Source organism: Aeromicrobium terrae, from assembly GCF_008039565.1.
GTDB lineage: Bacteria > Actinomycetota > Actinomycetes > Propionibacteriales > Nocardioidaceae > Aeromicrobium > Aeromicrobium terrae.
This window is the reverse complement of record NZ_VDUX01000004.1, coordinates 246,584-273,070: the sequence shown is the minus strand read 5'-3', so window position 1 is coordinate 273,070 and position 26,487 is coordinate 246,584. Positions and strand designations below refer to the sequence as shown.

At 69.7% G+C, this 26,487-nt stretch carries 29 protein-coding genes; 15 read left to right on the top strand and 14 right to left on the bottom strand.

Going from position 1 to position 26,487, the window contains the following annotated elements; all coding sequences use genetic code 11:
* The first annotated feature begins 45 nt into the window (after positions 1 to 45).
* Complete coding sequence (locus FHP06_RS10375) at positions 46 to 504, top strand: winged helix-turn-helix transcriptional regulator (RefSeq protein WP_147686461.1); 459 nt, start codon at positions 46 to 48, stop codon at positions 502 to 504.
* Here FHP06_RS10375 and FHP06_RS10370 read toward each other — a convergent pair.
* The 4 genes from FHP06_RS10370 to FHP06_RS10355 form a co-directional block, all read right to left on the bottom strand.
* Positions 492 to 1,559, bottom strand: coding sequence for an NAD(P)H-dependent flavin oxidoreductase (locus FHP06_RS10370; RefSeq protein WP_147686459.1), 1,068 nt, complete (start codon positions 1,557 to 1,559; stop codon positions 492 to 494). The genes FHP06_RS10375 and FHP06_RS10370 overlap by 13 nt on opposite strands.
* Positions 1,552 to 2,313 (bottom strand): CoA-transferase subunit beta, encoded by a 762-nt coding sequence (locus FHP06_RS10365; protein ID WP_147686457.1) that lies wholly within the window; start codon positions 2,311 to 2,313, stop codon positions 1,552 to 1,554. The genes FHP06_RS10370 and FHP06_RS10365 overlap by 8 nt, the downstream gene beginning before the upstream one ends.
* A gap of 139 nt (positions 2,314 to 2,452) precedes the next feature.
* The gene (locus FHP06_RS10360; protein ID WP_147686455.1) at positions 2,453 to 3,325 is read right to left on the bottom strand and encodes a CoA transferase subunit A; all 873 of its coding nucleotides are present in this window, start codon (positions 3,323 to 3,325) and stop codon (positions 2,453 to 2,455) included.
* Positions 3,322 to 4,080, bottom strand: coding sequence for an enoyl-CoA hydratase family protein (locus FHP06_RS10355; RefSeq protein WP_147686453.1), 759 nt, complete (start codon positions 4,078 to 4,080; stop codon positions 3,322 to 3,324). The genes FHP06_RS10360 and FHP06_RS10355 overlap by 4 nt, the downstream gene beginning before the upstream one ends.
* Before the next feature lie 38 nt (positions 4,081 to 4,118).
* On the opposite strand from FHP06_RS10355, the gene FHP06_RS10350 reads away from it, so the two are divergent.
* From FHP06_RS10350 to FHP06_RS10335, 4 genes are read left to right on the top strand one after another with little or no spacing between them, the layout of a single operon-like run.
* Positions 4,119 to 4,880: an SDR family oxidoreductase gene (locus FHP06_RS10350; protein WP_147686451.1), complete on the top strand. Its 762-nt coding sequence runs from the start codon at positions 4,119 to 4,121 to the stop codon at positions 4,878 to 4,880.
* A complete protein-coding gene (locus FHP06_RS10345; RefSeq protein WP_147686449.1) occupies positions 4,877 to 5,752 on the top strand; it encodes an SDR family oxidoreductase in 876 nt (291 codons plus the stop codon). The genes FHP06_RS10350 and FHP06_RS10345 overlap by 4 nt, the downstream gene beginning before the upstream one ends.
* A 46-nt stretch (positions 5,753 to 5,798) precedes the next feature.
* Positions 5,799 to 6,461: an alpha/beta hydrolase gene (locus FHP06_RS10340; protein ID WP_147686447.1), complete on the top strand. Its 663-nt coding sequence runs from the start codon at positions 5,799 to 5,801 to the stop codon at positions 6,459 to 6,461.
* A 10-nt stretch (positions 6,462 to 6,471) separates the two neighbouring features.
* Entirely contained in the window at positions 6,472 to 6,942 is a 471-nt protein-coding gene (locus tag FHP06_RS10335; protein WP_147686445.1) for a nitroreductase family deazaflavin-dependent oxidoreductase, read from the top strand.
* 1 nt (position 6,943) lies between these two features.
* Here FHP06_RS10335 and FHP06_RS10330 read toward each other — a convergent pair whose 3' ends face one another.
* Positions 6,944 to 7,969, bottom strand: a complete 1,026-nt coding sequence (locus FHP06_RS10330; RefSeq protein WP_187271890.1) for a class I SAM-dependent methyltransferase — start codon at positions 7,967 to 7,969, stop codon at positions 6,944 to 6,946.
* 47 nt (positions 7,970 to 8,016) lie between these two features.
* Here FHP06_RS10330 and FHP06_RS10325 point away from each other — a divergent pair, with 47 nt between their 5' ends.
* The 5 genes from FHP06_RS10325 (at position 8,017) to FHP06_RS10305 (ending at position 12,167) form a co-directional block, all read left to right on the top strand.
* Positions 8,017 to 8,778, top strand: a complete 762-nt coding sequence (locus tag FHP06_RS10325; RefSeq protein ID WP_187271889.1) for an SDR family NAD(P)-dependent oxidoreductase — start codon at positions 8,017 to 8,019, stop codon at positions 8,776 to 8,778.
* 64 nt (positions 8,779 to 8,842) lie between these two features.
* Complete coding sequence (locus FHP06_RS10320; RefSeq protein ID WP_147686439.1) at positions 8,843 to 9,046, top strand: dodecin family protein; 204 nt, start codon at positions 8,843 to 8,845, stop codon at positions 9,044 to 9,046.
* 49 nt (positions 9,047 to 9,095) lie between these two features.
* A complete protein-coding gene (locus FHP06_RS10315) occupies positions 9,096 to 10,172 on the top strand; it encodes a DUF1214 domain-containing protein (protein ID WP_147686438.1) in 1,077 nt (358 codons plus the stop codon).
* Positions 10,173 to 10,254: 82 nt separating this feature from the next.
* On the top strand, positions 10,255 to 11,394 hold the full coding sequence (locus FHP06_RS10310) for a sulfotransferase family protein (RefSeq protein WP_147686436.1): 1,140 nt from the start codon (positions 10,255 to 10,257) through the stop codon (positions 11,392 to 11,394).
* Positions 11,394 to 12,167 carry an SDR family oxidoreductase gene (locus FHP06_RS10305; protein ID WP_230973483.1) on the top strand — a complete coding sequence of 258 codons (774 nt, stop codon included), beginning with the start codon at positions 11,394 to 11,396 and terminating at the stop codon, positions 12,165 to 12,167. Before FHP06_RS10310 ends, FHP06_RS10305 begins: the two co-directional genes overlap by 1 nt.
* Before the next feature lie 148 nt (positions 12,168 to 12,315).
* Here FHP06_RS10305 and FHP06_RS10300 read toward each other — a convergent pair whose 3' ends face one another.
* The 6 genes from FHP06_RS10300 to FHP06_RS10275 are packed head-to-tail and all read right to left on the bottom strand — an operon-like array spanning position 12,316 to position 19,541.
* Complete coding sequence (locus FHP06_RS10300; protein WP_147686432.1) at positions 12,316 to 12,798, bottom strand: carboxymuconolactone decarboxylase family protein; 483 nt, start codon at positions 12,796 to 12,798, stop codon at positions 12,316 to 12,318.
* On the bottom strand, positions 12,795 to 13,883 hold the full coding sequence (locus FHP06_RS10295) for an NAD(P)H-dependent amine dehydrogenase family protein (protein WP_147686431.1): 1,089 nt from the start codon (positions 13,881 to 13,883) through the stop codon (positions 12,795 to 12,797). The genes FHP06_RS10300 and FHP06_RS10295 overlap by 4 nt, the downstream gene beginning before the upstream one ends.
* Positions 13,883 to 15,160: a glycoside hydrolase family 1 protein gene (locus tag FHP06_RS10290; RefSeq protein WP_222706445.1), complete on the bottom strand. Its 1,278-nt coding sequence runs from the start codon at positions 15,158 to 15,160 to the stop codon at positions 13,883 to 13,885. The genes FHP06_RS10295 and FHP06_RS10290 overlap by 1 nt, the downstream gene beginning before the upstream one ends.
* Positions 15,160 to 16,716, bottom strand: coding sequence for a succinic semialdehyde dehydrogenase (locus tag FHP06_RS10285; protein ID WP_147686429.1), 1,557 nt, complete (start codon positions 16,714 to 16,716; stop codon positions 15,160 to 15,162). The genes FHP06_RS10290 and FHP06_RS10285 overlap by 1 nt, the downstream gene beginning before the upstream one ends.
* A gap of 13 nt (positions 16,717 to 16,729) precedes the next feature.
* Positions 16,730 to 18,364 (bottom strand): GMC family oxidoreductase, encoded by a 1,635-nt coding sequence (locus FHP06_RS10280; protein WP_147686427.1) that lies wholly within the window; start codon positions 18,362 to 18,364, stop codon positions 16,730 to 16,732.
* A 13-nt stretch (positions 18,365 to 18,377) separates the two neighbouring features.
* Complete coding sequence (locus FHP06_RS10275; RefSeq protein WP_147686425.1) at positions 18,378 to 19,541, bottom strand: steroid 3-ketoacyl-CoA thiolase; 1,164 nt, start codon at positions 19,539 to 19,541, stop codon at positions 18,378 to 18,380.
* Between the two features lie 100 nt (positions 19,542 to 19,641).
* Here FHP06_RS10275 and FHP06_RS10270 point away from each other — a divergent pair, with 100 nt between their 5' ends.
* The 3 genes from FHP06_RS10270 (at position 19,642) to FHP06_RS10260 (ending at position 22,198) form a co-directional block, all read left to right on the top strand.
* On the top strand, positions 19,642 to 20,883 hold the full coding sequence (locus tag FHP06_RS10270; RefSeq protein ID WP_147686423.1) for a cytochrome P450: 1,242 nt from the start codon (positions 19,642 to 19,644) through the stop codon (positions 20,881 to 20,883).
* 147 nt (positions 20,884 to 21,030) lie between these two features.
* Positions 21,031 to 21,591: an RNA polymerase sigma factor gene (locus FHP06_RS10265; protein ID WP_147686421.1), complete on the top strand. Its 561-nt coding sequence runs from the start codon at positions 21,031 to 21,033 to the stop codon at positions 21,589 to 21,591.
* Between the two features lies 1 nt (position 21,592).
* Positions 21,593 to 22,198, top strand: a complete 606-nt coding sequence (locus FHP06_RS10260) for a hypothetical protein (RefSeq protein WP_147686419.1) — start codon at positions 21,593 to 21,595, stop codon at positions 22,196 to 22,198.
* 86 nt (positions 22,199 to 22,284) lie between these two features.
* Here FHP06_RS10260 and FHP06_RS10255 read toward each other — a convergent pair whose 3' ends face one another.
* From FHP06_RS10255 to FHP06_RS10245, 3 genes are read right to left on the bottom strand one after another with little or no spacing between them, the layout of a single operon-like run.
* Positions 22,285 to 23,451, bottom strand: coding sequence for a thiolase domain-containing protein (locus tag FHP06_RS10255; protein WP_147686417.1), 1,167 nt, complete (start codon positions 23,449 to 23,451; stop codon positions 22,285 to 22,287).
* Positions 23,448 to 24,500, bottom strand: coding sequence for a thiolase domain-containing protein (locus FHP06_RS10250; RefSeq protein WP_147686415.1), 1,053 nt, complete (start codon positions 24,498 to 24,500; stop codon positions 23,448 to 23,450). Before FHP06_RS10250 ends, FHP06_RS10255 begins: the two co-directional genes overlap by 4 nt.
* Entirely contained in the window at positions 24,500 to 25,468 is a 969-nt protein-coding gene (locus FHP06_RS10245; RefSeq protein WP_147686413.1) for a Zn-ribbon domain-containing OB-fold protein, read from the bottom strand. Before FHP06_RS10245 ends, FHP06_RS10250 begins: the two co-directional genes overlap by 1 nt.
* A 56-nt stretch (positions 25,469 to 25,524) precedes the next feature.
* Here FHP06_RS10245 and FHP06_RS10240 point away from each other — a divergent pair, with 56 nt between their 5' ends.
* Both FHP06_RS10240 and FHP06_RS10235 read left to right on the top strand, forming a co-directional pair.
* The gene (locus FHP06_RS10240; RefSeq protein ID WP_147686411.1) at positions 25,525 to 25,977 is read left to right on the top strand and encodes a nuclear transport factor 2 family protein; all 453 of its coding nucleotides are present in this window, start codon (positions 25,525 to 25,527) and stop codon (positions 25,975 to 25,977) included.
* 237 nt (positions 25,978 to 26,214) lie between these two features.
* Complete coding sequence (locus FHP06_RS10235) at positions 26,215 to 26,454, top strand: hypothetical protein (RefSeq protein WP_147686409.1); 240 nt, start codon at positions 26,215 to 26,217, stop codon at positions 26,452 to 26,454.
* Positions 26,455 to 26,487: the final 33 nt, after the last annotated feature.

Below are 26,487 nucleotides of genomic sequence, written 5' to 3'. Positions count from 1 at the left end.
GCATCGAAAGTTCCTTGAGGGAACCCTGGGTGGTAGATTGGCTTCATGCAACGCACCAGCTTCGGCGACATGGCCTGCTCGATCGCCCGGACCCTCGACGTGATCGGCGAGCCCTGGTCGCCGCTGATCCTGCGGGACGTCTGGGTGGGCATGAACCGGTTCGACCAGATCCAGGCGGACCTGGGAATCTCACGAAAGGTGCTGACCGAGCGCCTCAACCACCTCGTCTCCGAGGGGGTGCTCGAGCGGCGCCCGTATGACCGCAGGCCGCGCTACGAGTACGTCCTCACCACGAAGGGCGCCGACCTCGTCGACGTCCTGCTCGTGATGACGCGCTGGGGTGACACGTGGCTGGCGGGCAAGGCTGGTCCGCCGGTGCTGCACCGCCATCTCGCGTGCGGCGAGATCAGCCACGTCGACCTGAGGTGCGACCATTGCGGCGAGCCGATGCACGCCGCGGACGTGGAGCTGCTGGAGGGCCCGGGGGCCGCTCAGACGGCGTAGTCGCCGATCCGGCGCAGGGCAGCCGCCGCCTCGGTGACGACGCGGTCGATGAGCTCCTCGCACGTGGGGAGGTCGTCGATGACGCCGACCACCTGGCCGGACGCGAGGACGCCGGCGGTCGGGTCGCCGTCGACGAGACCGGCCTTGAGCATCATCGGAGTGTTGGCGGCGAGCGCCATCTGGCCGAGCGTGCGGCCCTGCTCCTTGCGCATCGCACGGCCGTCGACGGCGAGCTGCTTCCAGCTCATGCCGGCCATCCGCTTGAACTCGAGCGTGCGGCGGGCGGTCGGGATCAGGCGGCGCAGGCCGGACGTGCCCTCGACGTCCTCGACCAGCTCGGTACGCAGCATCCGGTGCGGCATGCCGTCGACCTTCTTGGTGACAACGGTGTCGTCCAGGCCTGCAGAGAGGTAGCGCTGCTTCACCGCGTCGGGGACACGGCTGTCGGCGGTCAGCAGGAACCGTGTGCCCATGCCGACGCCGGCCGCGCCGTACGCCAAGGCTGCGGCGAGGCCGCGCCCGTCGAAGAACCCACCGGCCGCGATGACCGGGATGTCGACGGCGTCGAGAACCGTGGGGAGCAGCAGCGTGGTGGGGACCGAGCCGGTGTGGCCGCCGCCCTCGCCGCCCTGGATCATCACGGCGTCCGCGCCCCACGACGCGACCTTCACCGCGTGCTTCGGTGCGCCGATGCTCGGGACGACGACGATGTCGTGCTCGTTGAGCTTCGCGATCAGCTCGGGCTTGGGGGCGAGCGCGAACGACGCGACCTTCACGCCGTGCTCGATCAGCAGGTCGCAGCGGGCCGGGGCGTCGGCGGCGTCGGCGCGGAGGTTCACGCCGAACGGCTGGTCCGTCCGCGACTTCACCTCGAGGATCGCCTGCTCCAGCTCGGGCAGCGTCATCGTGGCCGACGCGAGGATGCCGAGGCCGCCCGCGTTCGCGGTGCCGCTGACCAGGCTCGGGCCGGCGACCCAGCCCATGCCGGTCTGCACCACCGGGTGGCGGACGCCGGTCAGCTCGGTGAGCGGCGTGCGGAGCAGCTGGTCAATCACTGGGCACCTCGCGCTCGCGGAGGCCCTTCGGGTCGAGCAGCTCGCGGATCAGCAGCAGCTCCTCGTCGGTGGGAGTGCGGGTGTCCGGCACGTCGCCGTCGACGTGGATCTCGCAGCCGCTGGCGGCGCGGACGTCGTCGACCGAGACGCCGGGGTGCACCGACAGGAGACGGATGGTGTGGTCCGGCCCGTTGAAGTCGAAGACGCCGAGGTTCGTCACGAGGCGGTGGACGTCGTGGAAGCGCGTGGCCGCCTTGCCTGCCGCCTCCGCACGAGCCCGGCCGACGCCGGAGACGATGTCGACCTGCTCCACCACGACGCGCTCGGAGTGCTTGGGCACCCAGTACGACGTGCGGTTGTTGACGGTGTTGCCGGGGGCGCCGCGCACGCCGAGCAGCTGACGGGTCGGCTTCTCCCACGGGCCGATCGCGGAGATGTTCTGGTTGCCGTGCCGGTCGATCTGGGTGGCGCCCATCATCACGTGGCGCTTGCCGTAGGGGACGACGGCCTCGAGCACGAGGCGGAACGGCATCCAGCCCTCGACGACGTCCGCGCTCTGCCCGAGCGGCGGGGTGCCCTTGAGGATCCGGGCCTCGCCGTCGGTGAGCATCAGCAGCGGGTTCGACGTGTTCTTGGCCAGCCGCGCGCCGAGCGTCGGGAGCAGACCCATCGGGCTGCCCATGATCTCCCCGTCGTCGGCGAAGCAGTCGGCGATCGCAACGGCGCAGTACTCCGAGCGGGTCACGTCGGTCATCAGTGATCTCCGAGCTTCTCGGTGGTCGAGTAGCCGCGAGGAACGAGCGGCGTATCGAGACCACGTCGGACGAGGTGGTCTCGATACACCCGAGCTCGCTGGCGCTCGCCGGGCACTCGACCACCGGATGCTTGCGCGTTCATGAGGCAGCCTCCTCGTGGAACGCCTTCACCGCGGCCTGGTAGGCGTCCTCGTCTCCGGACAGGAAACGCTCGCTGAACGCGGCCCAGTCGTCGGGATCCTTCGCGGCGGTGGCGTAGGCCTTCTGGAACGTCTCGTCGCGCTCGTAGGTAGGCGTGCAGGTGGTGAAGTGCGCGCCGTTGGGCGTCTCGACGACGCCGGCCACCATCGTGCGGTTGATGATCAGGCTCTGCAGGGGAGCGTCGACGGTGAGGCCGGCGGGGTCGATGATCTGCTCCGTCGACACGTACGCCTCGCGCGCGGCCATGCAGAACAGGTCGTCGAAGTACGGGTCCGGGCCGAGGTACTGGGCGTTGCCCTGGGTGTCGGCGCGGTTCATGTGCACGAGCGCGACGTCGAGGGTGAGCGCCGGCACCGCGACGAGCTCCTCGCCGTCGTCGTAGGGCGACGTGACGGTGCGCAGTGCGGGGTCGTTCTCCAGCACCGCGGACCCGAGGCCCGCGCGCATCGGCAGGAACGGGAGGCGCTGGGCGGCGGCGCGCAGGCCGGTCTGGAACATGCCCTCGTCCCACTCGCGGAACTCCGCGGTGCCGTCCTGGCGGGCGCGGCCGAACAACGGCTCGAGCGGGATGGAGTCGAGCGTCGCGAACGCGTAGGTGACCTTGCTGGCCTTGCCGGCGGCGAGCAGCAGCCCGACGTCCGGACCGGCGTACGAGACGACGTGCAGGTCGGTGAGGTCGCTCCGCAGGATCGCGCGGACCAGCGCCATCGGCTTGCGGCGCGAGCCCCAGCCGCCGATGCCGAGCGTCATCCCGCTCTCGAGCCGGCCGACGACGTCGTCGATCGACAGCTCCTTGGACGGCGCCTTCACTTCTGCTTCGCCTTGTCCGTGCCCGCGAACTCGTCGCGCAGCTCGTCGCTGACGCCCATGAGGTTGAGCTCCATCGTGAAGCCCTGCTCGAAGCGGTAGCTGGTGTTCACGTCGATCGGGTCGATGCCGTTGAGCGCCTCCTTGGCGGCGCGGATGACACGCCCGTCCTTGGACGCGACCTCGGCGGCGAGGCTCAGCGCGAGGTCGTCGAGGTCGGCGCGCGGCACGACGCCGTAGACCGAGCCGTGCTGCACGAGATCGGCGGCCGGGATGGTCTTGGCGGTGAAGTAGAGGGTGCGCATCAGGTGCTGCGGCACGAGGCGGGCGAGGTGCGTGGCGGCGCCGAGCGCGCCCTGGTTCACCTCGGGGACGCCGAAATAGGCGTCGTCGCTGGCCACCACGATGTCCGCGTTGCCGACGAGCCCGACACCGCCGCCGAGGCAGAACCCGTTCACGGCCGCGATGACCGGCACCGGGCACTCGTAGACGGCCTTGAACGCGGCGTAGCAGCCCTTGTTCGCGCCGATCAGGGCGTCGAACCCGGTGGTGTTCTGCATCTCCTTGATGTCGACGCCGGCGTTGAAGCCCTTGCCCTCAGCACGGAGGATCACGACCTTCGTGGCCTGGTCGGCGCCGGCCTCGTCGAGCGCGGCGGCGACGTCGAACCACCCCTGCACCGGCAGCGCGTTGACCGGCGGGTGCTCCATCGTGACGACGTGGATCCCGTCGTCACGAGCCTCAGAACGGACGCTCATGGCTACCTACCTAACGTTTGCTTGGTAGCCTATCAGCCATGACTCTGGCCGTGGACCTGTCCGGACGCATCGCCCTGGTGACCGGCGGCGCGCGCGGGATCGGGCGCGGAATCACGACGGTGCTGCTCGAAGCCGGTGCCACCGTGATCACCTGCGGGCGGTCCGAGGCCGATCCGCCGGTCGGTGCCGAGCACCGCGTCTGCGACGTCCGCGACCCCGAGGCCGTGACGGCCCTCGTCGAGGGGATCGTCGCGTCGCACGGTCGCCTCGACCTCGTGGTGAACAACGCCGGCGGTGCCCCCTACGCGCTGGCCGCCGACTCCAGCCCGCGGCTCGACGAGAAGATCATCGGCCTCAACCTCGACGCCGTGCTCGCCGTCTCCAAAGCCGCCAACGCTGTGATGCAGGCCGGCGACGGCGGCTCGATCGTGAACATCTCGTCGGTCTCCGCGATCCGACCGTCGCCCGGCACCGCCAGCTACGGCGCAGCCAAGGCGGGCGTCGACTCGCTCACCCGGTCGCTGGCCGTCGAGTGGGGGCCGAAGGTGCGGATCAACAGCATCGACGTCGGGCTCTGCCGCACCGAGGACTCCGCCGACCACTACGGCGACGACGCCACCGCGGCGGCCGTCGAAGCCACCATCCCGCTCGGTCGGATGGCCGAGCCGGAGGAGATCGGCCGCCTCGTCGCGTTCCTCGCCTCCAACCTCGCGTCCTACGTCTCCGGCGCGAACGTCGCCTGCCACGGCGGCGGCGAGCCCCCCGTCTTCCTGCACGTGTTCAAGGAGCAGCAGTCATGACCCTTCTCGACGGACGCATCGCGATCGTGACCGGCGCCGGCCGTGGCATCGGCCGCGCCCACGCGCTCGAGCTGGCCCGGCAGGGCGCGAAGGTCGTCGTGAACGACTTCGGCGTCTCCCTGGCCGGCGAGAAGGAGGAGTCGCCCGCCGATGCAGTGGTCAAGGAGATTGAGGCGCTCGGCGGCGAGGCGGTGGCCAACGGCGCGGACGTCGCCGACTTCGAGCAGGCCGCCGCGATGGTGCAGCAGGCCATCGACACATTCGGCGGGCTCGACATCCTCGTGAACAACGCCGGCTTCGTCCGCGACCGGATGTTGGTGAACACCGCCGAGGACGAGTGGGACGCCGTGATCCGCGTCCACCTCAAGGGCCACTTCGCGCCACTGCGGCACGCCGGCGCCTACTGGCGCAACGAGTCCAAGGAGGGTCGCCAGCGCGAGGCCCGCGTCATCAACACGTCGTCGGGGGCCGGCCTGCAGGGCTCGATCGGCCAGACGACGTACTCCGCCGCCAAGGCCGGCATCGCCGGGATGACGCTGGTCGCCGCCGCCGAGCTCGGACGCTACGGCGTCACCGTGAACGCCATCGCGCCGGTCGCGAAGACCCGGATGACCGAGGGTGCGTTCGACACGTCGGGCATGGCCGAGCCGGAGGACAACTCCCCGGTCGTCGCGTGGCTCGCCTCGGTGGAGGCCGGCGACGTCACCGGCCGCGTCATCGAGATCGACGGCGGGCAGATCTGCCTCGAGCAGGGCTGGACCCACGGTCCGAAGCGCGACGCCGGCCGACGCTGGGAGACCGCCGAGGTCGGTCCGGCGCTGCGCGAGCTGATCGCCGAGGGCGCCGATCCCGAGCCGGTCTACGGCGCCTGACCTCGGTCGCCCTGCAAGGTCACCGGCCCTTGGGAACAATGGTCGGGTGAGCGTTCGAGCCCGGCTGATCCCGACGAGGGTGCCGAAGGACCCGGAGGCCGTCGTCGTCGTGCTGCACGGGGGTGGCAGCCGGCGCGGCAACATGATGGTGAGTCCCGTCCAGCTGTCCGTGCTGCGGATGATCCCGATCGCCCGCAAGATCGCGCGGGCCGGGCGCCGACGCGTCGCGGTCTACCGCCTGCTCAACTCCACGCGCGGCTGGAACACCGACCACACGCCGGTCGACGATGCGCACTGGGCGATCGAGCACCTCCGCGAGAAGCACGGCGACCTGCCCACGGCGCTGGTCGGGCACTCGCTCGGCGGCCGCGCCGCACTCCTCGCCGGCCACCACGAGTCGGTGACCAGCGTCGTCGCGCTCAACCCGTACCTCTACCCGCAGGACGGCAACGCCGACCTCCGCGGCCGGGACGTGCTGATGGTCCACGGCACCGCCGACCGCGTCGCCCCGCTCCGGAACGCCGAGATCGTCGCTGACGCGCTGAGCCGCACCACCAACCTGTCCTTCGTCCGGGTCGCCGACGGCAAGCACGCGATGCTGTCCCGCCACCGGGTCTTCTCCGACCTCGCCACCGACTTCGTCATCGCCACCGTGCTCGGCTCGGCGCCCTCCGGGGTGCTGGCGGCCGACGACTGGCAGACCGTCTAGCCTCCCGCCCATGGGTCTGCTCACACCGCTCGCCGTCCGGATCGGCGCCATCCCCTGGATGCCGCGGCTGCTGCCGCAGATCACCTGGATCGACAAGATGCTCCAGCGGATCACGCGCGGACGCCTCACCATCCTCGACATCGCCGGGCTCCCGAACTTGATGCTCACGGTGGTCGGCCGCAAGAGCGGCATCGCCCGCTCCACGCCATTGCTCTGCGTGCCCGATGGCGACGACATCCTCATCGCCGGCTCGTACTTCGGCGGGCCGAAGCAGCCGGTCTGGGTCGTGAACATCGAGGCCAACCCCGAGGTGACCGTGCGGTTCCGCCGTCGCACGATGCGGATGGTGGCGCGCCGGCTCGACGGCGAGGAGCGCGCGTCCGCCTGGAAGCACATGATCCAGACCTGGCCGAACTTCGCCCTCTACGAGAAGAAGACCGACCGCCAGATCAAGGTGTTCCGCCTGACCCGCGCAGAGTAGGTCAGGGCCGCAGCAGGTAGAGGCGGAAGCTGGTCTCGTCGACGGGCAGCACTTCCACCTCGCTGAACCCGGCTTCCTCCGCGTAGCGGCGGACGGTGTCCGGGCGGATGACTGTGCCGGTGGCCGCCGAGTCCGGCTCGGACATGGTCGCGGGCAGGCAGTGCAGCAGGCTCCAGCCGTAGTGGCGCCGCTCCTCCTCGTCGGCCGCGCCCACGTAGGCGTCGTTGGTCGGCTCGTCGGCCACCAGCACGACGCCGCTCGGCTCCACGGCCTCGCGGGCGACGCGCAGCACCTCGACCGGCCGGGCCAGGTCGTGCAGCATCTCGAACATCGTCGCGACGTCGTAGCCGGCCCCGGAGAGCGTGCCGACGTCGCGCAGCTCGAACGTCACGCGGTCGCTGACGCCCTCCTCCTCGGCCACCTTCCGCGCGGTCTCGATCGAGTGCTCGTCGAGGTCGACGCCGAGGACCGTCACGCCGGGATAGGCCTGCGCGAGGTAGACGCTCGACCAGCCGATCCCGCAGCCGATGTCGAGCACGCGGGCGTCGCCGCGGGCGAGCTGGTCGGACAGCCCGGGCACGGCGTCGAACCACGCCTTCATCTCGTTCTTGTAGATCGGGCGCGTCCCCATGGCCTGGCCGGTCGCGACGTCGGGGCCGTAGTCGGCGTACGGGATGCCGACACCGGTGCGGAACGACTCGACGAGCCGCGGCACCTGCGCGAGGTCGCCGGCCAGCGACATCACCGTGCTGGCGACGCTGTCGACCTCGAGCGGGTCGAGCAGCAGCTCGGCGTGGCCGTCGGGCAGGGCAAAGCGCCACTCACCGCTCTCGTCCGACGCGTCCAGGAGCTCGGTCGCGCCCTGCTGCTCGAGCCACTCCCGGACGAGCCGTTCGTTCGTGCCGGTGCGCTCGGCGAGCTCGGCGGCCGTGCTCGGACCGTGGTCGGCCAGCGACTGGTAGAGCCCGAGCTTCACGCCGAGGTACGTCGACGCGACGTCGAACGCCCCGAGCACTGCGACGTTCATCCGCTGAAGGTATGCCTCGCGAGTCATCTGTCGAGGATGATCTAGCCATGAGCAACGGACAACCCTTCGCCGGCCGCAGCATCCTCGTGACCGGCGCGTCCTCCGGACTCGGTGCCGCCGCGGTGCGCCGGTTCGCCGCCGGCGGCGGCCAGGTCTACGCAGCGTCGCGCGACCAGGAGCGGCTGGCGGCGGTCGCCAAGTCCTGCGCCGACCTGCCGGGGGCGGTGCGGTACGGCCAGCTCGACGTGACGTCGGCCGACGAGTGCCGCGCCGCCGTCGCCGCGACCGTCGACGCCTTCGGTCGCCTCGACGTGCTGGTGAACAACGCCGGCCGGCACGACTTCCGGATCACCACCGACGTCACTGACGACGACTGGCACCACGACATCGCCCTCAACCTGAGCGGCGCGTTCTTCACCGCGCAGGCCGCGATCCCGCACCTGCTCGAGGCCGGAGGGAACATCGTGAACGTCGCGTCCGTCGCGGGAGCGATGGGCGAGGCGTACTCGGCCGCCTACACCGCGGCGAAGCACGGGATCGTCGGCCTGACGAAGGCGCTGGCGGTGGAGTACCTCGACTCGTCGCTGCGGGTGAACTGCGTCTGCCCGGGCGGCATGGACACCCCGCAGGCCCAGACGATCGACGTCCCCGAGGGCGCCGACTGGGAGCTGATCATGCGCGTCGCGGCCAAGCGCGGGCTGATGGACGCCGACGACGTCGCGGCCGTCGTGGTGTTCCTCGCGTCGGACGACGCCAAGGCCGTGCACGGCAGCATCCAGTACGTCGACGCCGGCCACCTCGCCGGCTGAGCCCTGTCCGCCGGCGTCGATCGGTGCCATGGTGAGGAGACACCACCACCATCGGGAGGACGTCATGGTCTCCGTGGCACGCATCACCAACATCAGCGCACGGTCGGAGACGAGCTTCGACGACGCGGTCGCCGTCGGCATCGAGCGCGCGAACCAGACCCTGCGGAACGTGCAAGGCGCATGGGTGAAGGACCAGAAGGTCGAGGTCTCCGACGGCCGGATCACCGCCTGGCAGGTCGCCCTGGAGGTCACCTTCATCCTCGACTGACCACGGGGAACCGCTCGACTAAATGTAGAACGTGTTCTAGATTCTCCGCATGGGCGATTCGCCGGAGATCAGCTCCGGGCAGGCGTGGACCGACTTCTGCCGTGCGCTGGAGCAGGCCGGGCAGGTGGTCCTGCGTGACACCGCGCCGGACACCCCGCTCGACCGGGCGGAGGGCTACCGCTACCTGACCCGCCTGCTGCGGGAGATGCTCTACTCCACGATCGAGAACGCCGACCCGGACTTCCCCCGGTTCCACGAGCTCGACCGGGTGAAGCTCGGCGCGGACAACCCGGACAACGTCTACCTCTCCGCCAACATCCGCGGCGACCGCACGTACCGGATCACCGGCACGCGCGGCACGATCTCCTACTTCAGCATCGGCTCGAAGGCGAACCGCTACGCCAAGGACGGCACGATGGCGTCGACCGGCGAGATCTCCGATCGCGACCTGGTGCTCGAGGACGACGGCACCGTCGAGATCATCGCCAGCGCCGAGCCGCACGAGAAGAACTGGCTGCCGCTCGCGCCGGACTCCACCGGCCTCGTCGTGCGGCAGACGTACCTCGACCGAGAGACCGAGAAGCCGGGCACATGGCACATCGAGCGCGTCGGCGAGCCGATCGAGCGCGGTGAGCTCGACCCGGCGTTCATGGCGAAGGCGCTCGCCACCGCGGCGTTCTCGCTGCACGGCACCGCCGAGCTCTTCGCGACGTGGACCGACATGTTCATGAAGCGCCCCAACGAGCTCGCCGACTTCGGCCAGGAGATGTTCCAGAAGGCCGGCGGCGACCCGGAGATCTTCTACCTGCACGCGTACTGGACGCTCGAGCCCGGCCAGGCGTGGGTGATCGAGACCGACGTGCCCGACTGCCCGTACTGGAACTTCCAGCTCGACAACTGGTGGATGGAGTCGCTCGACCACGAGCGCAAGGTCACCGTCAACAAGCACACCGCTGTGCTGAACCAGGACGGCCGGCTCACGCTCGTCGTGGCGGACAAGGACCCGGGCTTCGGCAACTGGATCGACACCGCCGGCCACAGCAGCGGCACCGCCCTGCTGCGCTGGCTCGGTGCATCGGAGAACCCGATCCCCACGTGCCGCGTGATCGACCTGGAGGACGCATGACCAGGCGTCGTTTCGACAAGCTCAACGACCGTACGCTCACTGAGCACACGGTCCTTGAGCTTGTCGAAAGGACGGTTTCGGCATGAGCGCCCTCGACGTCGACACCCTTCTCGGGGCGGCGCGCGACAAGACCGGCCTGAGCGACTACGGCGACGAGTGGTTCGTCGAGCCGCTGCGCGTGCTCACGAAGTCGCTGGAGCAGGAGGCTCGGCTGTCGGAGCTCGGGCTGATGCTCACGCAGCAGCGCCTCACCGCGCTGCTCTCCGACCGGCTGCGCCTCCGGGACCTCCAGGCCCAGCACCCGGAGATCCTCGAGGAGGAGGTGACGCTCGCCGCCGAGATCTGCGGACTGCCGCGCACCGGCTCCACCCTCATGCACCGGCTCCTCGCCTCGTCGCCGCACGTCACGACGACGCTCTCCTGGGAGACGTCGTACCTGCTGCCGTTCCCCGGTGAGGGTCCCGGTGCCGAGATCCGCAAGCAGAAGGCCAAGGACAAGTTCCAGCTGTTCCTGGAGATGTCGCCCGACTTCGGCGACATCCACACGATCGAGTGGGACGGCCCCGAGGAGGACGTGATCGTCCTCGACCGCACGTTCACCTCGATGAGCTTCGACTCCTTCTACTGGGTGCCGACGTACGGCGACTGGCTGCGTTCGGTCGACCAGGCGCCGGCCTACCGGGAGCTCAAGGAGTGGCTGCAGGTGCTCCAGTGGCAGAACCCGGACCGCAAGGGCCTGCCGTGGGTGCTGAAGTCGCCGCACCACCTGATGGCCGTCGACACCATCCTCGACACGTTCCCCGGCTGCAAGATCGTCATGACGCACCGGTCCGCGGTGAAGGCCGTGCCGTCGTACGCGTCGATGGTCGCGGCGATCAGCGCTCAGTACAGCGACGACGTCCGGCCGCACGACCTCGGGCCCTACTGGAGCGGCCGCTTCTCCAAGACCCTCAAGGACTTCGAAGAGGTCCGGGCCCGGCGTCCGGAGAGCTTCATCGACGTGCAGTTCGCCGACACCGTGACAGACCCGGTGGGCGAGGCGGTCCGCGTCACCACCGCCCTAGGCCTCCCGGCCGACCGTGAGGCGCTGGAGGAGTACGTGGAGCGCAACCGCGCCGAACGCCACGGCACCTCGCACGCCTACACCGCAGAGGACTTCGGCCTCACCGAGGACGAGCTCGAGCGCGACTTCGCGTTCTACCAGAAGGAGATCAAGTCGTGATGCTCAAGGACCAGGTAGTCATCGTCTCCGGCGTCGGCGCCGGCCTCGGCGCCAAGCTCGCCGCCCGTGCGGCGGCCGAGGGCGCGAAGGTCGTCATGGCGGCCCGCTCGTCCGAGGTCATGGACCAGACGGCCAAGGAGATCGCGGCTGCCGGCGGCGAGTCCGTCGCCGTGCCGTGCGACGTCCGCAAGCCCGAGGACGTCGAGCGCGTCGTGTCCACCGCGGTGGAGCGGTACGGCACCGTCACCGGCCTGGTGAACTCCGCGTACTCGCACCCCGGCTTCACCGATCTCCTCGAGACCGCCGACAAGCAGCTCCGCCGTGCCATGGACGTCATCCTGTTCGGCGCGCTGGAGATGTCGCGCGCCGCCGTCCCGCACATGACGAACGGCGGCTCGATCGTGAACGTCGGCACGATGTCGACGCGTCGCCCGCTGCGTGGCGAGGCCGGGTACGCCGTGGCGAAGTCCGCGCTCGACATGGCGTCGAAGTACATGGCACTGGAGCTCGGCGAGAAGAACATCCGGGTGAACCAGGCGATCATGGGCTGGCTCGACGGCCCCGGCGTGCGGTTCTACCTGACGATGACCGCCGAGCAGAAGGGCATCACCGAGCAGGACGTCTACGACGAGATCGCGTCGAACATCCCCGTCGGCCGGATCCCCACCGACGAGGCCTGCGCCGGCGCCATCCTCTACCTGCTGTCGGACTACGCCTCGGAGGTCACCGGCGCGACGCTCGACGTCAACGGCGGGGAGTTCATGCCCGCGTAAGTTCGGCGCGCGGTGACGGTTTACCAGGTTCAGTAGGCAAACCAACACTCCTCACGGCAGATTTGCCTGGAGGAGTGATGGGTTGCCTGGTGACGTGTCAGTGCGCGTCAACTTGCCTACATAACCTGGTAAACCGACAGGCCCAGACTCAGCGGTGGCTGGGGAGCACGCAGGCGGTGTCGAGGCCGAGGACGCGGTTGAGGCGGCCGAAGGACAGCCAGGAGCCGAGGCACATGCTGAGCTCGACGACCTCGCGCTGGTCGTACTCGGCGAGCATCCGCTTCCAGAAGTCGTCGTCGATGCTGTGGTGGTCGGTGGCGAACAGCTCGGCGTACTCCGCGGCGAGGCGGGTGCGCTCGTCGAAGGCGTCGGTGGTGCGCCACTCGCGGACGGACTCGTCGAAGGTCTCCTCGACGACCTGGCCGTCGCGCTCGGTGCGCCAGTCCTGGCAGAACAGGCAGCCGTTGATCTGCGCGATCCGCAGCCGGGCGGCCTCGAACTCGCGCAGCCCGAGCGTGGAGTCGGAGTAGACCTTCAGCGAGAGCGTCGCGGCGGCGCCGCCGATGCCCGGGACCATCTCGCCCCAGACGTACTCGATCGGGTCCTTGCCCAGCGGGACGTCGACGATCATGCGGAGGCCTTCCTCTTGAGCTTGCCCACGGCCGGCGTCAGCGGGACGTCCAGCGCGTCGTAGAGACCCGGGTCGGCGGAGCGCAGCCACGGGATCGCGTTGACGATCCGGCCGACGGCCGTGGCGTTGCCGCCGGCGGCGCGGTTGCCGCCCTCGTCGGTCGCCTCGACGGTGACCTCGATGCGCGGCCGGCCCTCGATGACGACGCGGTGGGCGCCGTCGCCGCCGTCCGGCGGGGTGGGCCAGTCCGGCGCGCAGTCCGGGTGGATGCGGGTGACGTGCTCGACGACGATCACCGGCTCGCCGTCGACGATGCCCTGCACCTCGAAGCGCAGCGCGCCCTGGGTGCCGGCCTCGAACGTGCCCATCGCGGCGTTCTCGACGGTCTCGTCCAGCGCGCGCCGCTCGACGTTCTCGCGGATCTCGTCCACCTCGACGCCCAACGCTCGGGCGATCAGTCGGACCTGCCCGCCCCACACCATCGTGGGGATCGTCGGCGCGACCATCGGCGGCTCGTACTCCATCGGCTCACCCATGCCGATGATGTAGCGGACGGAGTCCTGCTGGTCGTAGGTCGTGTAGTCGAAGATCTCCTGGCAGCGGATCTGCTCGACGGTGGACGCGAGCCCGCTGGCCAGCACCGGGAGGATGTCGTTGCCCCAGCCCGGGTCGATGCCGGAGACGAACAACGAGCCGCCGCCCTCGGCGATGGCGTCGGCGACCGGCTCGCGGAGCTCCGGCGGAGCGGAGACCGGGTCGTACAGCGCGTAGAGGGCGGGCGTCACGACGACGGCGCCGGTGCGGATCGCCTTCACGACGTCGGCGAGCGCCTCGTCCGGCCGGATCTCGCCGGACGCCGCGTAGACCACCGCGTCGACGGTGCCCAGCACGCTGTCCGCGTCGTCGGTGGCCGGCACCCCCAGAGGATCGACACCGGCGAGCTCGCCCGCGTCCTTGCCCACCTTCTCCGGATTGCTGACGATGACGGCGCTGAGCTCGAGCTCCGGGTGCGCGTCGACGGCACGGATGGCCGCGCGCCCGACGTTCCCGGTGCCCCAGACGGCGGTGCGGACGAGGTCGCTCATCATAGCCCTAGCAGCCGCTTGAGGCAGCTCGTCGCCAGGTTGTCGATGTTGCACAGGCCCGGCTTGATCGTCGGGACGTAGTCGGCCGGGTCGCCGCCGTTGGCGATGATGTCCGTGTACGTGGCCACGCCGTCGGTGGGCTTGCGCGTCAGCGTCGGGTCGGTGGCGGCGTCGACGGTCCAGAGCCCGAACCGCGGCCGGTAGCTGCCCCACTCGTAGTTGTCGGTGATCGACCAGTAGTTGTAGCCGATCATCGGGACGCCGTCGGCGATCGCGCGCTGCATGTAATAGATGTGATCGCGCAGGTGCTGCGAGCGCGTGATGCCGTCGGCGCGCGGCGTCTTGCCGTTGTCCGTGGCCATGCCGTTCTCGACGATCCAGATCGGCAGGTCGGGGAAGCGGCGGTGGTACAGCTTCAGCGCGTAGTACAGGCCCTCGGGCGCCGGCCGGATCTTCCAGAACTGCGCGCCGATGAACGCGTACAGCGCCGTCGGGTTGTCGAGCGCGGCGCCGTAGTAGTAGTCGATGCCGAGGAAGTCCTTCTTCATGTGGTTCAGGAAGACGGCGTCCAGCACCGGCTCGACGCCCGGGATGTAGGCGACGTTGCTCGAGACCATCGCTCCCGGGTCGAGCTGGTGGATCAGGTCGTAGACCGCGTTGTGCGCCTTCACCAGCCGGCTCGGCAGGAACAGCGTGCTGAACGGGCTCGCGCCCTCGGTCAGCTCGTGCTGCAGGTAGATGAACGGCTCGTTGAACGTGATCCAGGTGGCGCCCTGGCCGGCGTACCGGGTGACGACCTGCTTGGAGAACGCCACGAACTGGTCGATCGCCTTGCTGCTGCCCCAGCCGCCCTGGTCGGTGAACCACTTCGGGTGCACCCAGTGCGAGAGCGTGATCATCGGCTTCATGCCGTGGCTCTCGATCTCGGCGACGACGTCGTCGTAGAACGCGAACGCGGCGGGGTCGTAGACGCCGGGCTGCGGCTCGAACCGCGGCCACTCGACGCCGAACCGGAACGTGTCGACGCCCAGGCTCGCGGCGTTGGCGATGTCCTCCTTGTAGCGGTGGAGGAAGTCGACGCTGTTGCCGTACGGCTCCTTCTTGTCGTCGTACACCGACCAGTTGCTCGGAGTCGCGTAGCCCTCGGACTGGTAGCCGCTGGTGGCGACGCCCCAGTGGAAGCCGTCCGGCACCGGCGGGAGGTCGGCGGCCTGGGCCGGCGCGGCCAGCCCGATGACGGCGATCGCGGCCAGGACCCCCGTCATCACGCGGCGCATCAGCGGAGCCGCAGCTTCCGCATCAGCTTCAGCGACGTCTGCGTCTGCTTGGCGTAGGCGTCGTACGTCTGCTTGCCCTGCGGCTCCATCACCTGCTTCTTCAGCACCGCGATGTTCTGCGCGTCGGTGTACTTCAGTAGGCCCTGGTCGCCGTGCCGCGCGCCGACGCCGGACTGCTTGAGCCCGCCGGACGGGGTGCCCTTGGACGCGTACGCCGTGGCGAGGATGTCGTTGATGTTGACGTTGCCGGACTCGATCCGCCGCGCCACCGACTGGGCCCGCTTCGCGTCGGTGCTCCAGACGCTGGCGTTGAGCCCGTACTCGGTGTCGTTGGCGAGGGCGATGCCTTCCTCGTCCGACGAGAACTTGTACAGGCCGACGACGGGACCGAACGTCTCCATCGAGCCGGCGAGCATGTCCTGGGTGACGCCCTCGAGGATCGTCGGCTCGTAGAACGCGGGGCCGAGGTCGGGCCGCGGCTTGCCGCCGGTGAGCACCGTGGCGCCCTTCGCGACCGCGTCGTCGACGTGGGACGCGACCCGGTCCTTGTGGTCCACCGAGACGAGCGAGCCGAGGTCAGGGCCGAAGCCGTACTCCGCACCGATCTTCATGGCCTGGGTGGCGGCGACGAACTTGTCGCGGAACTCGTCGTAGACCTTCTCGTGCACGTACAGCCGCTCGATGTGCATGCAGATCTGGCCGGAGTTGCCGAACCCGCCGAACAGCGCGGCGTGCACGGCCTCGTCGACGTTCGCGTCGTCGAGCACGAGCATCGGGTTCTTGCCGCCGAGCTCCAGGCAGCAGTCGATCAGGTGCTGGCCGGCCAGCTCACCGATGATCCGGCCGGTGGCGGTGGACCCGGTGAACATGACGTAGTCGGCGTTGGCGAGCAGCGTCGGGCCGACGTCCGGGCCCTCACCGCAGACCACCTGCACCAGGCCCTCCGGCATGCCCGCCTGCTCCAGCAGCCGGATGCCGAGGAGCGGCGACAGCGCCGTCTTGTTGTCCGGCTTGAGCACGACGCCGTTGCCGGCGATGAGCGCGGGGATCGTGTCCGAGACGCCAGTGGCGAACGGGAAGTTCCAAGGCGCGATGATCGCGACGACGCCCTTCGGCCGGCGCACCTCGGTGGAGTGCGAGAGCACGGGGACCGGGCCCGCGTGCTTGCGGTCCTTGAGCACCTTCGGCGCCCGCTTGATGTAGTGGCTCGTGCCCATCGGCACGTCGCACGACTCCTCGAACGCCATCCGCCGGTTCTTGCCGCTCTCGGCCTGGATGAGGTCGGTGATGAGCATCTGGTTCTCGATGACGAGCGTGTGGAACCGTTTCATCACGTCGAGGCGCTTCTTCAGCGGCCAGGAGCCCCAGACGGCCTGCGCCTCGCGGGCCTTCGCGGCCGCCTGCTCGATGTCGGCCTCCGACGACTGCGGCAGCTCGACGAGCAGGTCGCCGGTGTAGACCTCGGTCAGCTTCCAGGTGTTGCCGGTGCCGCCGGGCACGCGCTGGACGAGCCCCTCGAGGAACTCGGGGGTGAGGGTCTTCGGTCGAGTGGTCATCAGCGCTCTCCGGTCATTGGAGGATCAGCTCCGCTGCCTTGTCCCCGATCATGATGGACGGGGCGTTCGTGTTGCCGCCGATGATCGACGGCATGATCGACGCGTCGGCGACGCGCAAGCCGTCGATGCCGCGGACCTTGAGGTCGGGCCCGACGACGGCACGGTCGTCGACGCCCATCCGGCAGGTGCCGACGCCGTGGTAGACGGTGGTGGCTCGGTTGAGGATCTCCGCCTTCAGGTCCGCCGACCCGTAGAGCGGGCCGGGGTGCAGCTCGGACTCGACGTTCCCGTTGAAGGCGGCGGACTTCATGATCTCGCGGATCATCTCGACACCCTCGACGAGCACCTGCTGGTCCTTCTCCTCCGCCAGGTAGTTCATGTCGATCAGCGGTGCGGCGGTCGGGTCGGTCGACGCGAGGCGGAGCGTGCCGCGGCTGCGCGGGTAGATCAGCGTCGACATGACGGTGATGGCGCGACGCTTGTCGACCTCGTGCCGGACCGGCGCGTCCTGGTTGGGCGACGGGTAGGCCCAGGGGAGGACGTGGAGCTGCAGGTCGGGGACGTCGGTGGCGAGCGACGTGCGGACGAAGCCGACCGTCTCGAACACCGAGTTCTCCAGGAAGGAGTGGCCGACCGTCAGCTCCTTGGCGAGCCCGCGGGCGAAGTAGCCCGGCGTCCCGCGGTGCACGGCGTTGGGCATGATCCACGTGGTCGGGACGAACAGGTGGTCGTGCAGGTTGTCGCCGACCGGCAGGTCGGCCAGCACCGGGATGCCGAGCTCGGTGAGGTGGTCGGCCGGACCGACGCCGGACAGCTGCAGCAGCTGGGCGGAGCCGAAGACGCCGGCGGAGAGGATGACCTCCTTGCCCGCGCGGATCGTGCGGCGGCGGCCCTTCTTGTCGACGACCTCGACGCCGGTGGCCCGGCCGTTCTCGATGACGACCTTCTGCACGTGCACGAGCGGCTCGACGGTGAGCGTCGGCCAGCTGGTGTTGGTGAGGTAGCCGCGGGAGGACGAGTACCGCTTGCCGCCGAACGCGCTCTGCTGGAAGTGGCTCATGCCCTCCTGCTCGGCGGCGTTGTAGTCCTTGAGGATCTTGACGCCGAGCGTGTCGGCCGCGGCCTGCTCGAACTGCAGCGACGCCTCGGTGCGCTGGGTGTGGCGGGTGACCTTGATCGGCCCGCCGGCGCCGCGGTAGTCGTTCTCGCCGTCCTCGAAGTCCTCGACGCGCTTGTAGACCGCGTTGACCGAGTCGGCGTCCCAGCCCTCGTTGCCCTCGGCCGCCCACGAGTCGTAGTTGGCGCGGTTGCCGCGCACCCAGAGCAGGCCGTTGATGGAGCTCGACCCGCCGAGCACCTTGCCGCGCGTCTGCGGGATCACGCGGTTGTTCATGTACTTCTGCGGCGTCGTGTAGTAGCCCCAGTCGACCGTCTTCTTGATCTTGGGCTCGGCGTGCATCGGGCCGATCATGCCGGGCTTGGTGACCAGCATCGACGAGTCCTTCTTGCCCGCCTCGAGCAGGATCACGGACGCGCCGGACTCGGCGAGACGGGACGCGACGGCGGCCCCGGCGCTCCCGGCGCCGACCACCACGTAGTCGGCCCCATCACGATCGGCACTGACGCGCTGGGTGTCGTTCTTGGACATGGCGGCCCTTCTGTCAGAGGCGTTCGATGATGGTGCCCGACGCCTGCGCGCCGCCGGCGCACATGGAGATCAGGGCCGTGCTGGCGTCACGCCGCTCCAGCTCGTGCAGAGCGGTGGTCAGCAGGCGGGTGCCGGTAGAGCCGACCGGGTGGCCGAGCGCGATGGCTCCGCCGTTGACGTTGATCTTGTCCTCGGGGACCTCGTGCACCTTGGCCCACGACATGACGACGCCGGCGAAGGCCTCGTTGACCTCGCAGACGTCGATGTCGGCGATGCTCATGCCGGTGTCGGCGAGCAGCTTCTCGGTAGCCTGGACCGGTCCGTCGAGGTGGTAGTACGGGTCGGCGCCGACGAGGCACGACGAGACGATGCGGGCGCGCGGCGTGAGGCCGAGCGACGACGCGAGGTCGGAGTCCATCAGCAGCAGGGCCGAGGCGCCGTCGGAGATCTGCGACGAGGTGCCGGCCGTGTGCGTGCCCTCGGGGAGCACGGGCTTGAGGGTGGCGAGCTTCTCCAGCGACGTCTCGCGGATGCCCTGGTCGGCGTCGACCAGCTGGGTCTCGCCGGTGGGCTGGCCGTCCTCGCCGAGGACCGGCGCGGTCACGCCGAAGATCTCGCGCTTGAACCGGCCCTCGTCCTGGGCGGCGCGCGCCTTCTCCTGCGACCAGAGGCCGAACGCGTCGACCTCCTCGCGGCTGAAGCCGCGGTCGCGGACGATGCGGTCGGCGCCCTCGAACTGGTTGGGCAGGTCGATCGACCAGCCGTCGGGGCGCGGGTCGCCGGTGCCGGGCGGGACGTTGGCGCCGAGGCCGACCCGCGACATCGACTCGATGCCGCAGGCGATGCCGGCCTTGATCTGTCCGGCCGCGATCATCGCGTTGATCAGGTGGGTGGCCTGCTGCGCCGACGAGCACTGGGCGTCGATGGCGGTGGATGCGGTGTGGTTGGGGAGGCCTGCGTGCATCCACGCGCGGCGCACCATGTTGTTGGACTGCTCACCGGCCTGGGTGACGCAGCCGCCGATGACCTGGTCGATCAGCTCGGCGTCGATCCCGGCTCGGGAGATGACCTCGGTCTGGGCCAGGCCCAGCAGGACGGCGGGATGCACGCCGGCGAGGAGGCCGTTCCTCTTGCCGATAGGCGTGCGGACAGCGTCGACGATCACAGGGGTGCCCATGGGGCAAAACTAGAACACGTTCTCGTCTTGGGCAAGGCTTCCGAAAGAACCGGATGCATGGCACGATAAGTAGAACGTGTTACAGAAACGAGGATCTGACGTGACCGCTGCACCCAACGTGCCCGAGGGATTCGACCCCACCGACCCGGACCTGAACCAGGCAGGCATCCCGCACGACCAGTTCCTCGAGCTGCGCAAGACCGCTCCGGTGTGGTGGGTCGAGCAGACCCCGGAGGCACGCGCCGGGATGCTCGGCGGCAACGGCTTCTACGCCGTCAGCAAGCACGCCGACGTCGCCGCCGTGTCGAAGAACAGCAAGGACTTCTCCAGCCAGGAGAACGGCGCGATCATCCGCTTCGCCCCTGACATGACCCGTGAGCAGGTCGAGATGCAGGGCATCATGCTCATCAACCAGGACCCGCCGGAGCAGACCCGCACCCGTCAGATCATCAGCCGCGGCTTCACCCCGCGCTCCATCAACGCGATGCACGAGGTGCTCGAGGAACGCGCCAACAACATCGTCGACGACGCCATCGCGAAGGGCTCGGGCGACTTCGTCAGCGAGGTGGCCGCCGAGCTGCCGCTCCAGGCGATCGCCGACCTGCTGGGCGTGCCGCAGGAGGATCGCGGCAAGCTCTTCGACTGGTCGAACACGATGATGAGCTACGACGACCCGGACTTTGAGGGCAGCCCGGACGAGGCCGCCGCCGAGATCCTGGGCTACGCGATGGGGCTGGCCGAGCAGCGGCGCCAGGACCCCAAGGACGACATCATCACCAAGCTGATCAACGCCGACGTCGACGGCCACGGCCAGCTCGGCGAGGACGAGTTCGGCTACTTCGTGATCATGCTGTCGGTCGCCGGCAACGAGACCACCCGCAACGCCATCACGCACGGCATGAACGCGTTCTTCCAGTTCCCGGACCAGTGGGAGCTGTTCAAGAAGGAGCGCCCGGCGTCGATGGTCGACGAGGTCATCCGCTGGGCCACCCCGGTCACCGTCTTCCAGCGCACCGCGATCAACGACGTGATGGTGGGCGACGTGGAGGTCAAGAAGGGCCAGCGCGTCGGCCTCTACTACGCCAGCGCCAACCACGACGAGGACGTCTTCGAGAACCCCGACGTCTTCGACATCACCCGCACCCCGAACCCGCACCTGTCGTTCGGCGGCCACGGCGCGCACTACTGCGTCGGCGCCAACCTCGCGCGGCTCGAGGTCGAGATCATGTTCAACACCCTGGCCGACCGCCTGCCCGACATCACGCAGCTCGGCGAGGCCAAGCGCCTCCGCCACGGCTGGATCAACGGCATCAAGGAGCTCCCGGTCCAGTACACGGCCTGACCGGGAGACGTGGTCTCGATACGCCTCGGCCGCAGGCGGCCTCCGCTACTCGACCACCGGTGGTCGAGTGCGCCCGCGAGCGCCAGCGAGCTGGGCGTGTATCGAGACCACTTGTAACGCCGACCGCCGTCCGTGCCAATAGGAGGCATGGACCACGACGCCTCCGCCGTCCGCGCGATCGGCACCGACCCGGCCGCGTTCGAGGCGTTCTACCGTGAGCACCTGCCGGCCATCCGGCGGTTCGTCGCGCGCCGGGTGTCCGACCCGCACCTCGCAGCGGACCTGACGAGCGACGTGTTCCTCGCCGCCATCGACGCGGCGGGCTCGTACAAGCCGGACCGCGGTGTGCCTGCGGCTTGGCTGCACGGCATCGCCCGGCGGGTCGTCGCGTCCGAGGTGCGGCGGCAGGCCACCGAGCGCCGCGCCACCCGGAGAGCCGGCGCACGACGGCTGCTCGACGCGGACTCCCTGGCCCGTATCGAGGAGCGGATCGACGCCGAACGCGAGCTGCGGTCCCTCTACCGGGCGATCGCCGACCTGCCCGACCGCGACCGTGCCCTGCTGGAGCTCGTCGCCGTCGACGGGCTCGAGGTGGCAGACGCCGCCGCGGCGCTCGGCATCAAGCCCGGCACCGCCCGGGTCCGGCTCCACCGCGCCCGCCGCCGCGTGCAGGCGGACGTCCTTCTTCCCAACCCCCTGGAGGCCTGACATGACCACCGACCTCGACACCTTCGAGACCGCCCTGCTCGCCGAGCTCCGCACCGTCGTCGCGGACCGCCGGCCCCAGCGCCGGGCCCGCACCCTCACCCTGGGCGGGCTGGCCGCCTCTGTCGCGGCAGCGGTCGGCATCGGCCTGGCCGTCGGCGGTTCGTCTCCGGCGTTCGCCGTGGAGAAGCAGGCGGACGGCGACGTGGTCGTCACCGTGCACCGGTTCGACGACGCCGACGGCCTCGAGCGCGCACTGGCCGACCAGGGCGTCACGGCCGACGTCGACTACGCGAAGCCGATGAAGCTGATGACCACCGACGGCAGGTCGCTGGACGTGATCCCCATCCCGGACCGGCGGAAGACCGCCCGCGTCGTGATCCAGCGCGGCGTCCCCGAGGGCGAGAGCCTCGACTGCAGCTTCGGCAAGGGCGGCTACGTCACCCTCGACTCGACGAGCGACGGCTACGTCCTGACCATCCCGCGCGCGTCGATCCTCGCCAAGACACCCCTGCACATCACCACCGCCGGCCCGAAGGACCACGGCACCCTCGCCGTCAGCTACTACGACGACCAGTGCATCCAGGTGGCCGCCCCTTCCAACCGCTGACGAGAGACTTCCGGCCCCTTGACGAGAGGATTACGGCTCTCCTCAGCGGGCCGGAAGTCTCTCGTCAGCGGGCCGGAAGTCTCTCGTCAGCGGGGCTTGTCGGACCCGACGACCCACATGGCGAAGAACTGGGAGCCGCCGCCGTAGGCGTGGCCGAGGGCCTTGCGGGCGCCGTCGACCTGGTGCTCGCCGGCCTCGCCCATGACCTGCAGCGACGCCTCGGCGAAGCGGAGCATGCCGCTCGCGCCGATGGGGTTCGACGACAGCACGCCGCCGCTCATGTTGACCGGGATCTTCCCGTCGAGCGCGGTCTCGCCGGCCTCGGTGAGCCGCCAGCCGTCGCCCTGCTCGGCGAAGCCGAGGTTCTCCAGCCACATCGGCTCGAACCAGGAGAACGGCACGTAGATCTCGGCGCAGTCGATCTCGTCGATCGGCGAGGAGATGCCGGCCTGCTTCCACAGCGCGGCGGCGGCCTCGCGGCCGGCGTGCGGGTTCACCTGGTCTCGCTCGGCGGCCGTGGTGGGCTCGCTGCGCATCTGGGTGCCGTGGATCCACGCGGGGTTCTTGATGTCGGACCGCTCGACGGCGGCTTCGGACGCGATGACCAGTGCGCAGGCGCCGTCGGACGACGGGCAGGTCTCGTCGTACCGGATCGGGTCCCAGAGCATCTGCGACGCGAGCACCGACTCGACGGTGGTGTCGGCGTTGTGCAGGTGCGCGTACGGGTTCTTCAGCGCGTTCTGCCGGTCCTTCGCCGCGACGATCGCACCGATGTGGTTCGGCGCCTCGGAGCGTCGGATGTACGAGCGGACGTGCGGGGCGAAGTAGCCGCCCGCGCCTGCGTGCACCGGCATGATGAACGGCACCGGCACGGAGAGCGCCCACATCGCGTTGGACTCGGACTGCTTCTCGAACGCGACGGTCAGCACGCGCTCGTGGATGCCGGCCTCCACGAGCGACGCGGCGACGATCGACGTCGACCCGCCGACCGACCCGGCCGTGTGCACGCGCAGCAGCGGCTTGCCCGCCGCGCCGAGCGCCTCGGCCAGGTACAGCTCGGGCATCATCACGCCCTCGAACAGGTCGGGCGCCTTGCCGACGACGACGGCGTCGATGTCGTCGAACGTCACCTGGGCGTCGGCCAGGGCGCGGTCGACGGCTTCACGGAGGAGGCCGGCGATCGAGACGTCCTCACGCTTGGCGCGGTGGTGGGTCTGGCCGACCCCGATCACGGCGGCGAGGGTGTGGCTCATGCTCGGGCCTCCATCGTCAGGACGAGGTTCTGCTGGAGCGCGGGCCCGGACGTGGCGTGGGCCAGGGCTCGCTGGGAGTTACCGGACCAGACCTGCTGGGCCGCCTCGCCGATGCGGTTGAGCCCGGCGCAGAACATCGGGTTCGCGGTGAGCGCGCCGCCCGACGGGTTGATGCGGACGTCGTCGGCCAGCCCCAGCTCGGAGCGCAGGATCAGCTCCTGGTGGGAGAACGGGGCGTGCAGCTCGGCGAGGTCGACGCCGTCGGTGCCGGCGGCCTCGCCGGCGAGCCGGGTGCTCGGCGACGCGGTGAGGTCACGGCCGTTCATCGCGATGGTGTCGATGCGGTGCTGGAACCCGGTGATCCACGCGGCACCGTTTGCGGCCGTCTCGGCCTTGCCGGTCGCGGCGATCACCATGGCGGACGCGCCGTCGGAGACGGGCGCGCAGTCCCAGCGACGCAGCGGGTCGGCGTAGACCGGCTGAGCCAGCACGTCGTCGGCGGTGGTCTCGCCCTTGCGGATGGCCCACTCGTTCGTGGTGGCGTCGGTCATCGAGCGGGCGACGACCTCGGCCATCGCCTGCTCGTCCCACGCGCCCTGCTCGAGTCCGAGCCGCGCCTGCAGCCCGGCGAGCGACACGGCGTCGGGCCACAGCGGCGTGACCGTGTACGGGTCGAGCTGCAGCGACATCGTGCGGCGCAGGACGCCCGCGGACGCCTTGCCGAAGCCGTAGACGATCGCGCTGTCGACCTCACCGGTCTGGATCTTCACCCAGGCCTCGTAGAGCGCCCAGGCGGCGTCCATCTCGACATGCGACTCCATGACGGGCGGCAGCGCGCCGATGGCGTCGACGGCGGAGACGAACGAGAACGACCGGCCGGCAAGGTAGTCGCTGGAGCCGGAGCACCAGAAGTCGATGTCCGACTTGGTCCACCCGGTCTGCTCGAAGAGGTCGGCGAAGACGGGGACGAGCAGCTCCACGCACGTGGGGGAGCCGTCGAACTCCTTCATCTGGCGCTGGGAGAACCCAACGATCGCAATGTCACGCATCAGAGGTGGATCCTGTAGCTCTCGAAGTCGGCGTCCGGTTCGCCCGTCGGCTCGAAGTGGCTGATGTTCTCGATCGTGGTGCCCCACTCGTCGCGGGGCTTCCACACGGCTTTCACGCGCATGCCCATCCGCACCTCGCTGGCCTCGACCCCGAGGATCAGGTGCAGGAACGCGATGTCCGCGCCGTCGAGCAGCACGTACGCCGAGACGTACGGCGGCTCGATCTTCTGGCCGAGGAACGGCACGTTGACGATGCAGAACGTGGTGACGGTGCCGTGGTCGGCCACCTCGACCTCGTCGGTCGTCGGCACGCCGTCCACCGGGCAGGCGCCGCGCGGCGGGACGTAGACCTTCTGGCACTTCGGGCAGCGCTGGCCGAGGATCTTGCCGTCGGCGAGGCCGCGGAAGAACTTCGACTCCTCGGGGGAGGCCGCGTAGTCGTAGTCGAGGTGGACCGGGCTGATGATGCCGTCCACCGCCTCGGTGGTCGAGCCTGTCGAAGCGGTCGTTGAGCTTGTCGAAGCGACATCCGCCGGTTCGAACCAGCGGATGTCCGTGATCGCCCCGGCCGGCTCGTCGGACCAGCGGGCGCGCACGCGCAGGCCGGTCTCGATCGCGTCGGAGGAGTCGACGGCGACAGCGTGGAGCAGCGGGCGGTCGGCGCCGTCGAGCAGCACGAGCGCCCAGGCGAACGGCCGGTCCAGCGGCTGGCCCTTCACCGGCTCGGGCACCCAGGTCCACGACTGGACGATGCCCTCGTCGGCCACGGGGACCAGGTCCTTCACCGGGTCGAGCGTCTGCGGGTCGTACTCCGGGGGCGGGACGACGACCGTCCCGTCCGCGAGCCGACCGCCGACGACCTGGTGGCGACGCAGGCCACTCATGAACTCCGAGAGCGTCGGACCGAGGGAGCGGGTGTAGTCGAACTCGACCTTCAGGGGCGCGTGCAGCGTTCCGAGCTCTGCCATGCGCAAAGTGAAACACGTTCTAGTTTTTCGAGCAAGAGCGCCCTACAGTGACGGCCATGATCACGTCCGACGCCATCACGTGGAACGCACCCAACGACGACCACCCGGCCCGCGCCGCGTCGCAGCGCTCGTACTCCGCGGTGGCCAAGGGCGACCTGGAGGAGTGGCTCACGGTCTACGCCGAGGACGCCGTGCTCGAGGACCCGGTCGGCCCGTCGATGTTCGACGAGGAGGGCAAGGGCCACCATGGGCACGACGGCATCCGCGCGTTCTGGGAGAAGGCCATCGCCCCGATCGACCGTTTCGAGTTCGAGATCAACGACTCCTTCGCCAACCCCGGCAGCAACACCTGCGCGAACATCGGCCGCATCAAGACGTCCTTCCCGGACGGCAGCTACACGACGACCGACCTGATCATGGTCTACGTCGTGCACGACGACGGCCGCGTCGCGTCGATGAAGGCCTACTGGGAGCCCGCCCGGACCATGGCCTCGTTCACCCCGGCCTAGACCTTTCGACAAGCTCAAGGTCCGTGGCTCGCTTGAGGTGGTCTCGATTCCCCCACGGGCAGGCCCGCGGGAGGTGCCCCCAACGACGGGCTCGCTGGCGCTCGCGGGCGCACTCGACCACCGGGGCTCGCTTATCGGTGATCGCGTGCCTGCGAGCTCTGCGAGCGGGCGTATCGAGATCACCCGCAGATCGTCGGAATCGAGGACGTGAATGCACAGAAGCGTCACGATGAACGTATGGCGGACGAGCCGTGGCGGTCCTGGTGCTACTCCGAGACCCGTCGCCTCTGGTTCAACCGAATGAATGCCGTGATGTGCGCAGTGTTCCTCGGGGTCGGGGTCTTTGTCCTGTTCGGGGACCACCCGATCTTCGGCACGATCTGGGTCGCGCTGATGCTGGGAATGCTCGGTCGGTTCGTATACCTCGGCTGGTTCGCACCGAAACAGACGTCGCACGAGGAACCGGACGCCGACTGACCTGAGAGCCAGGTGGTCTCGATACACGCCCAG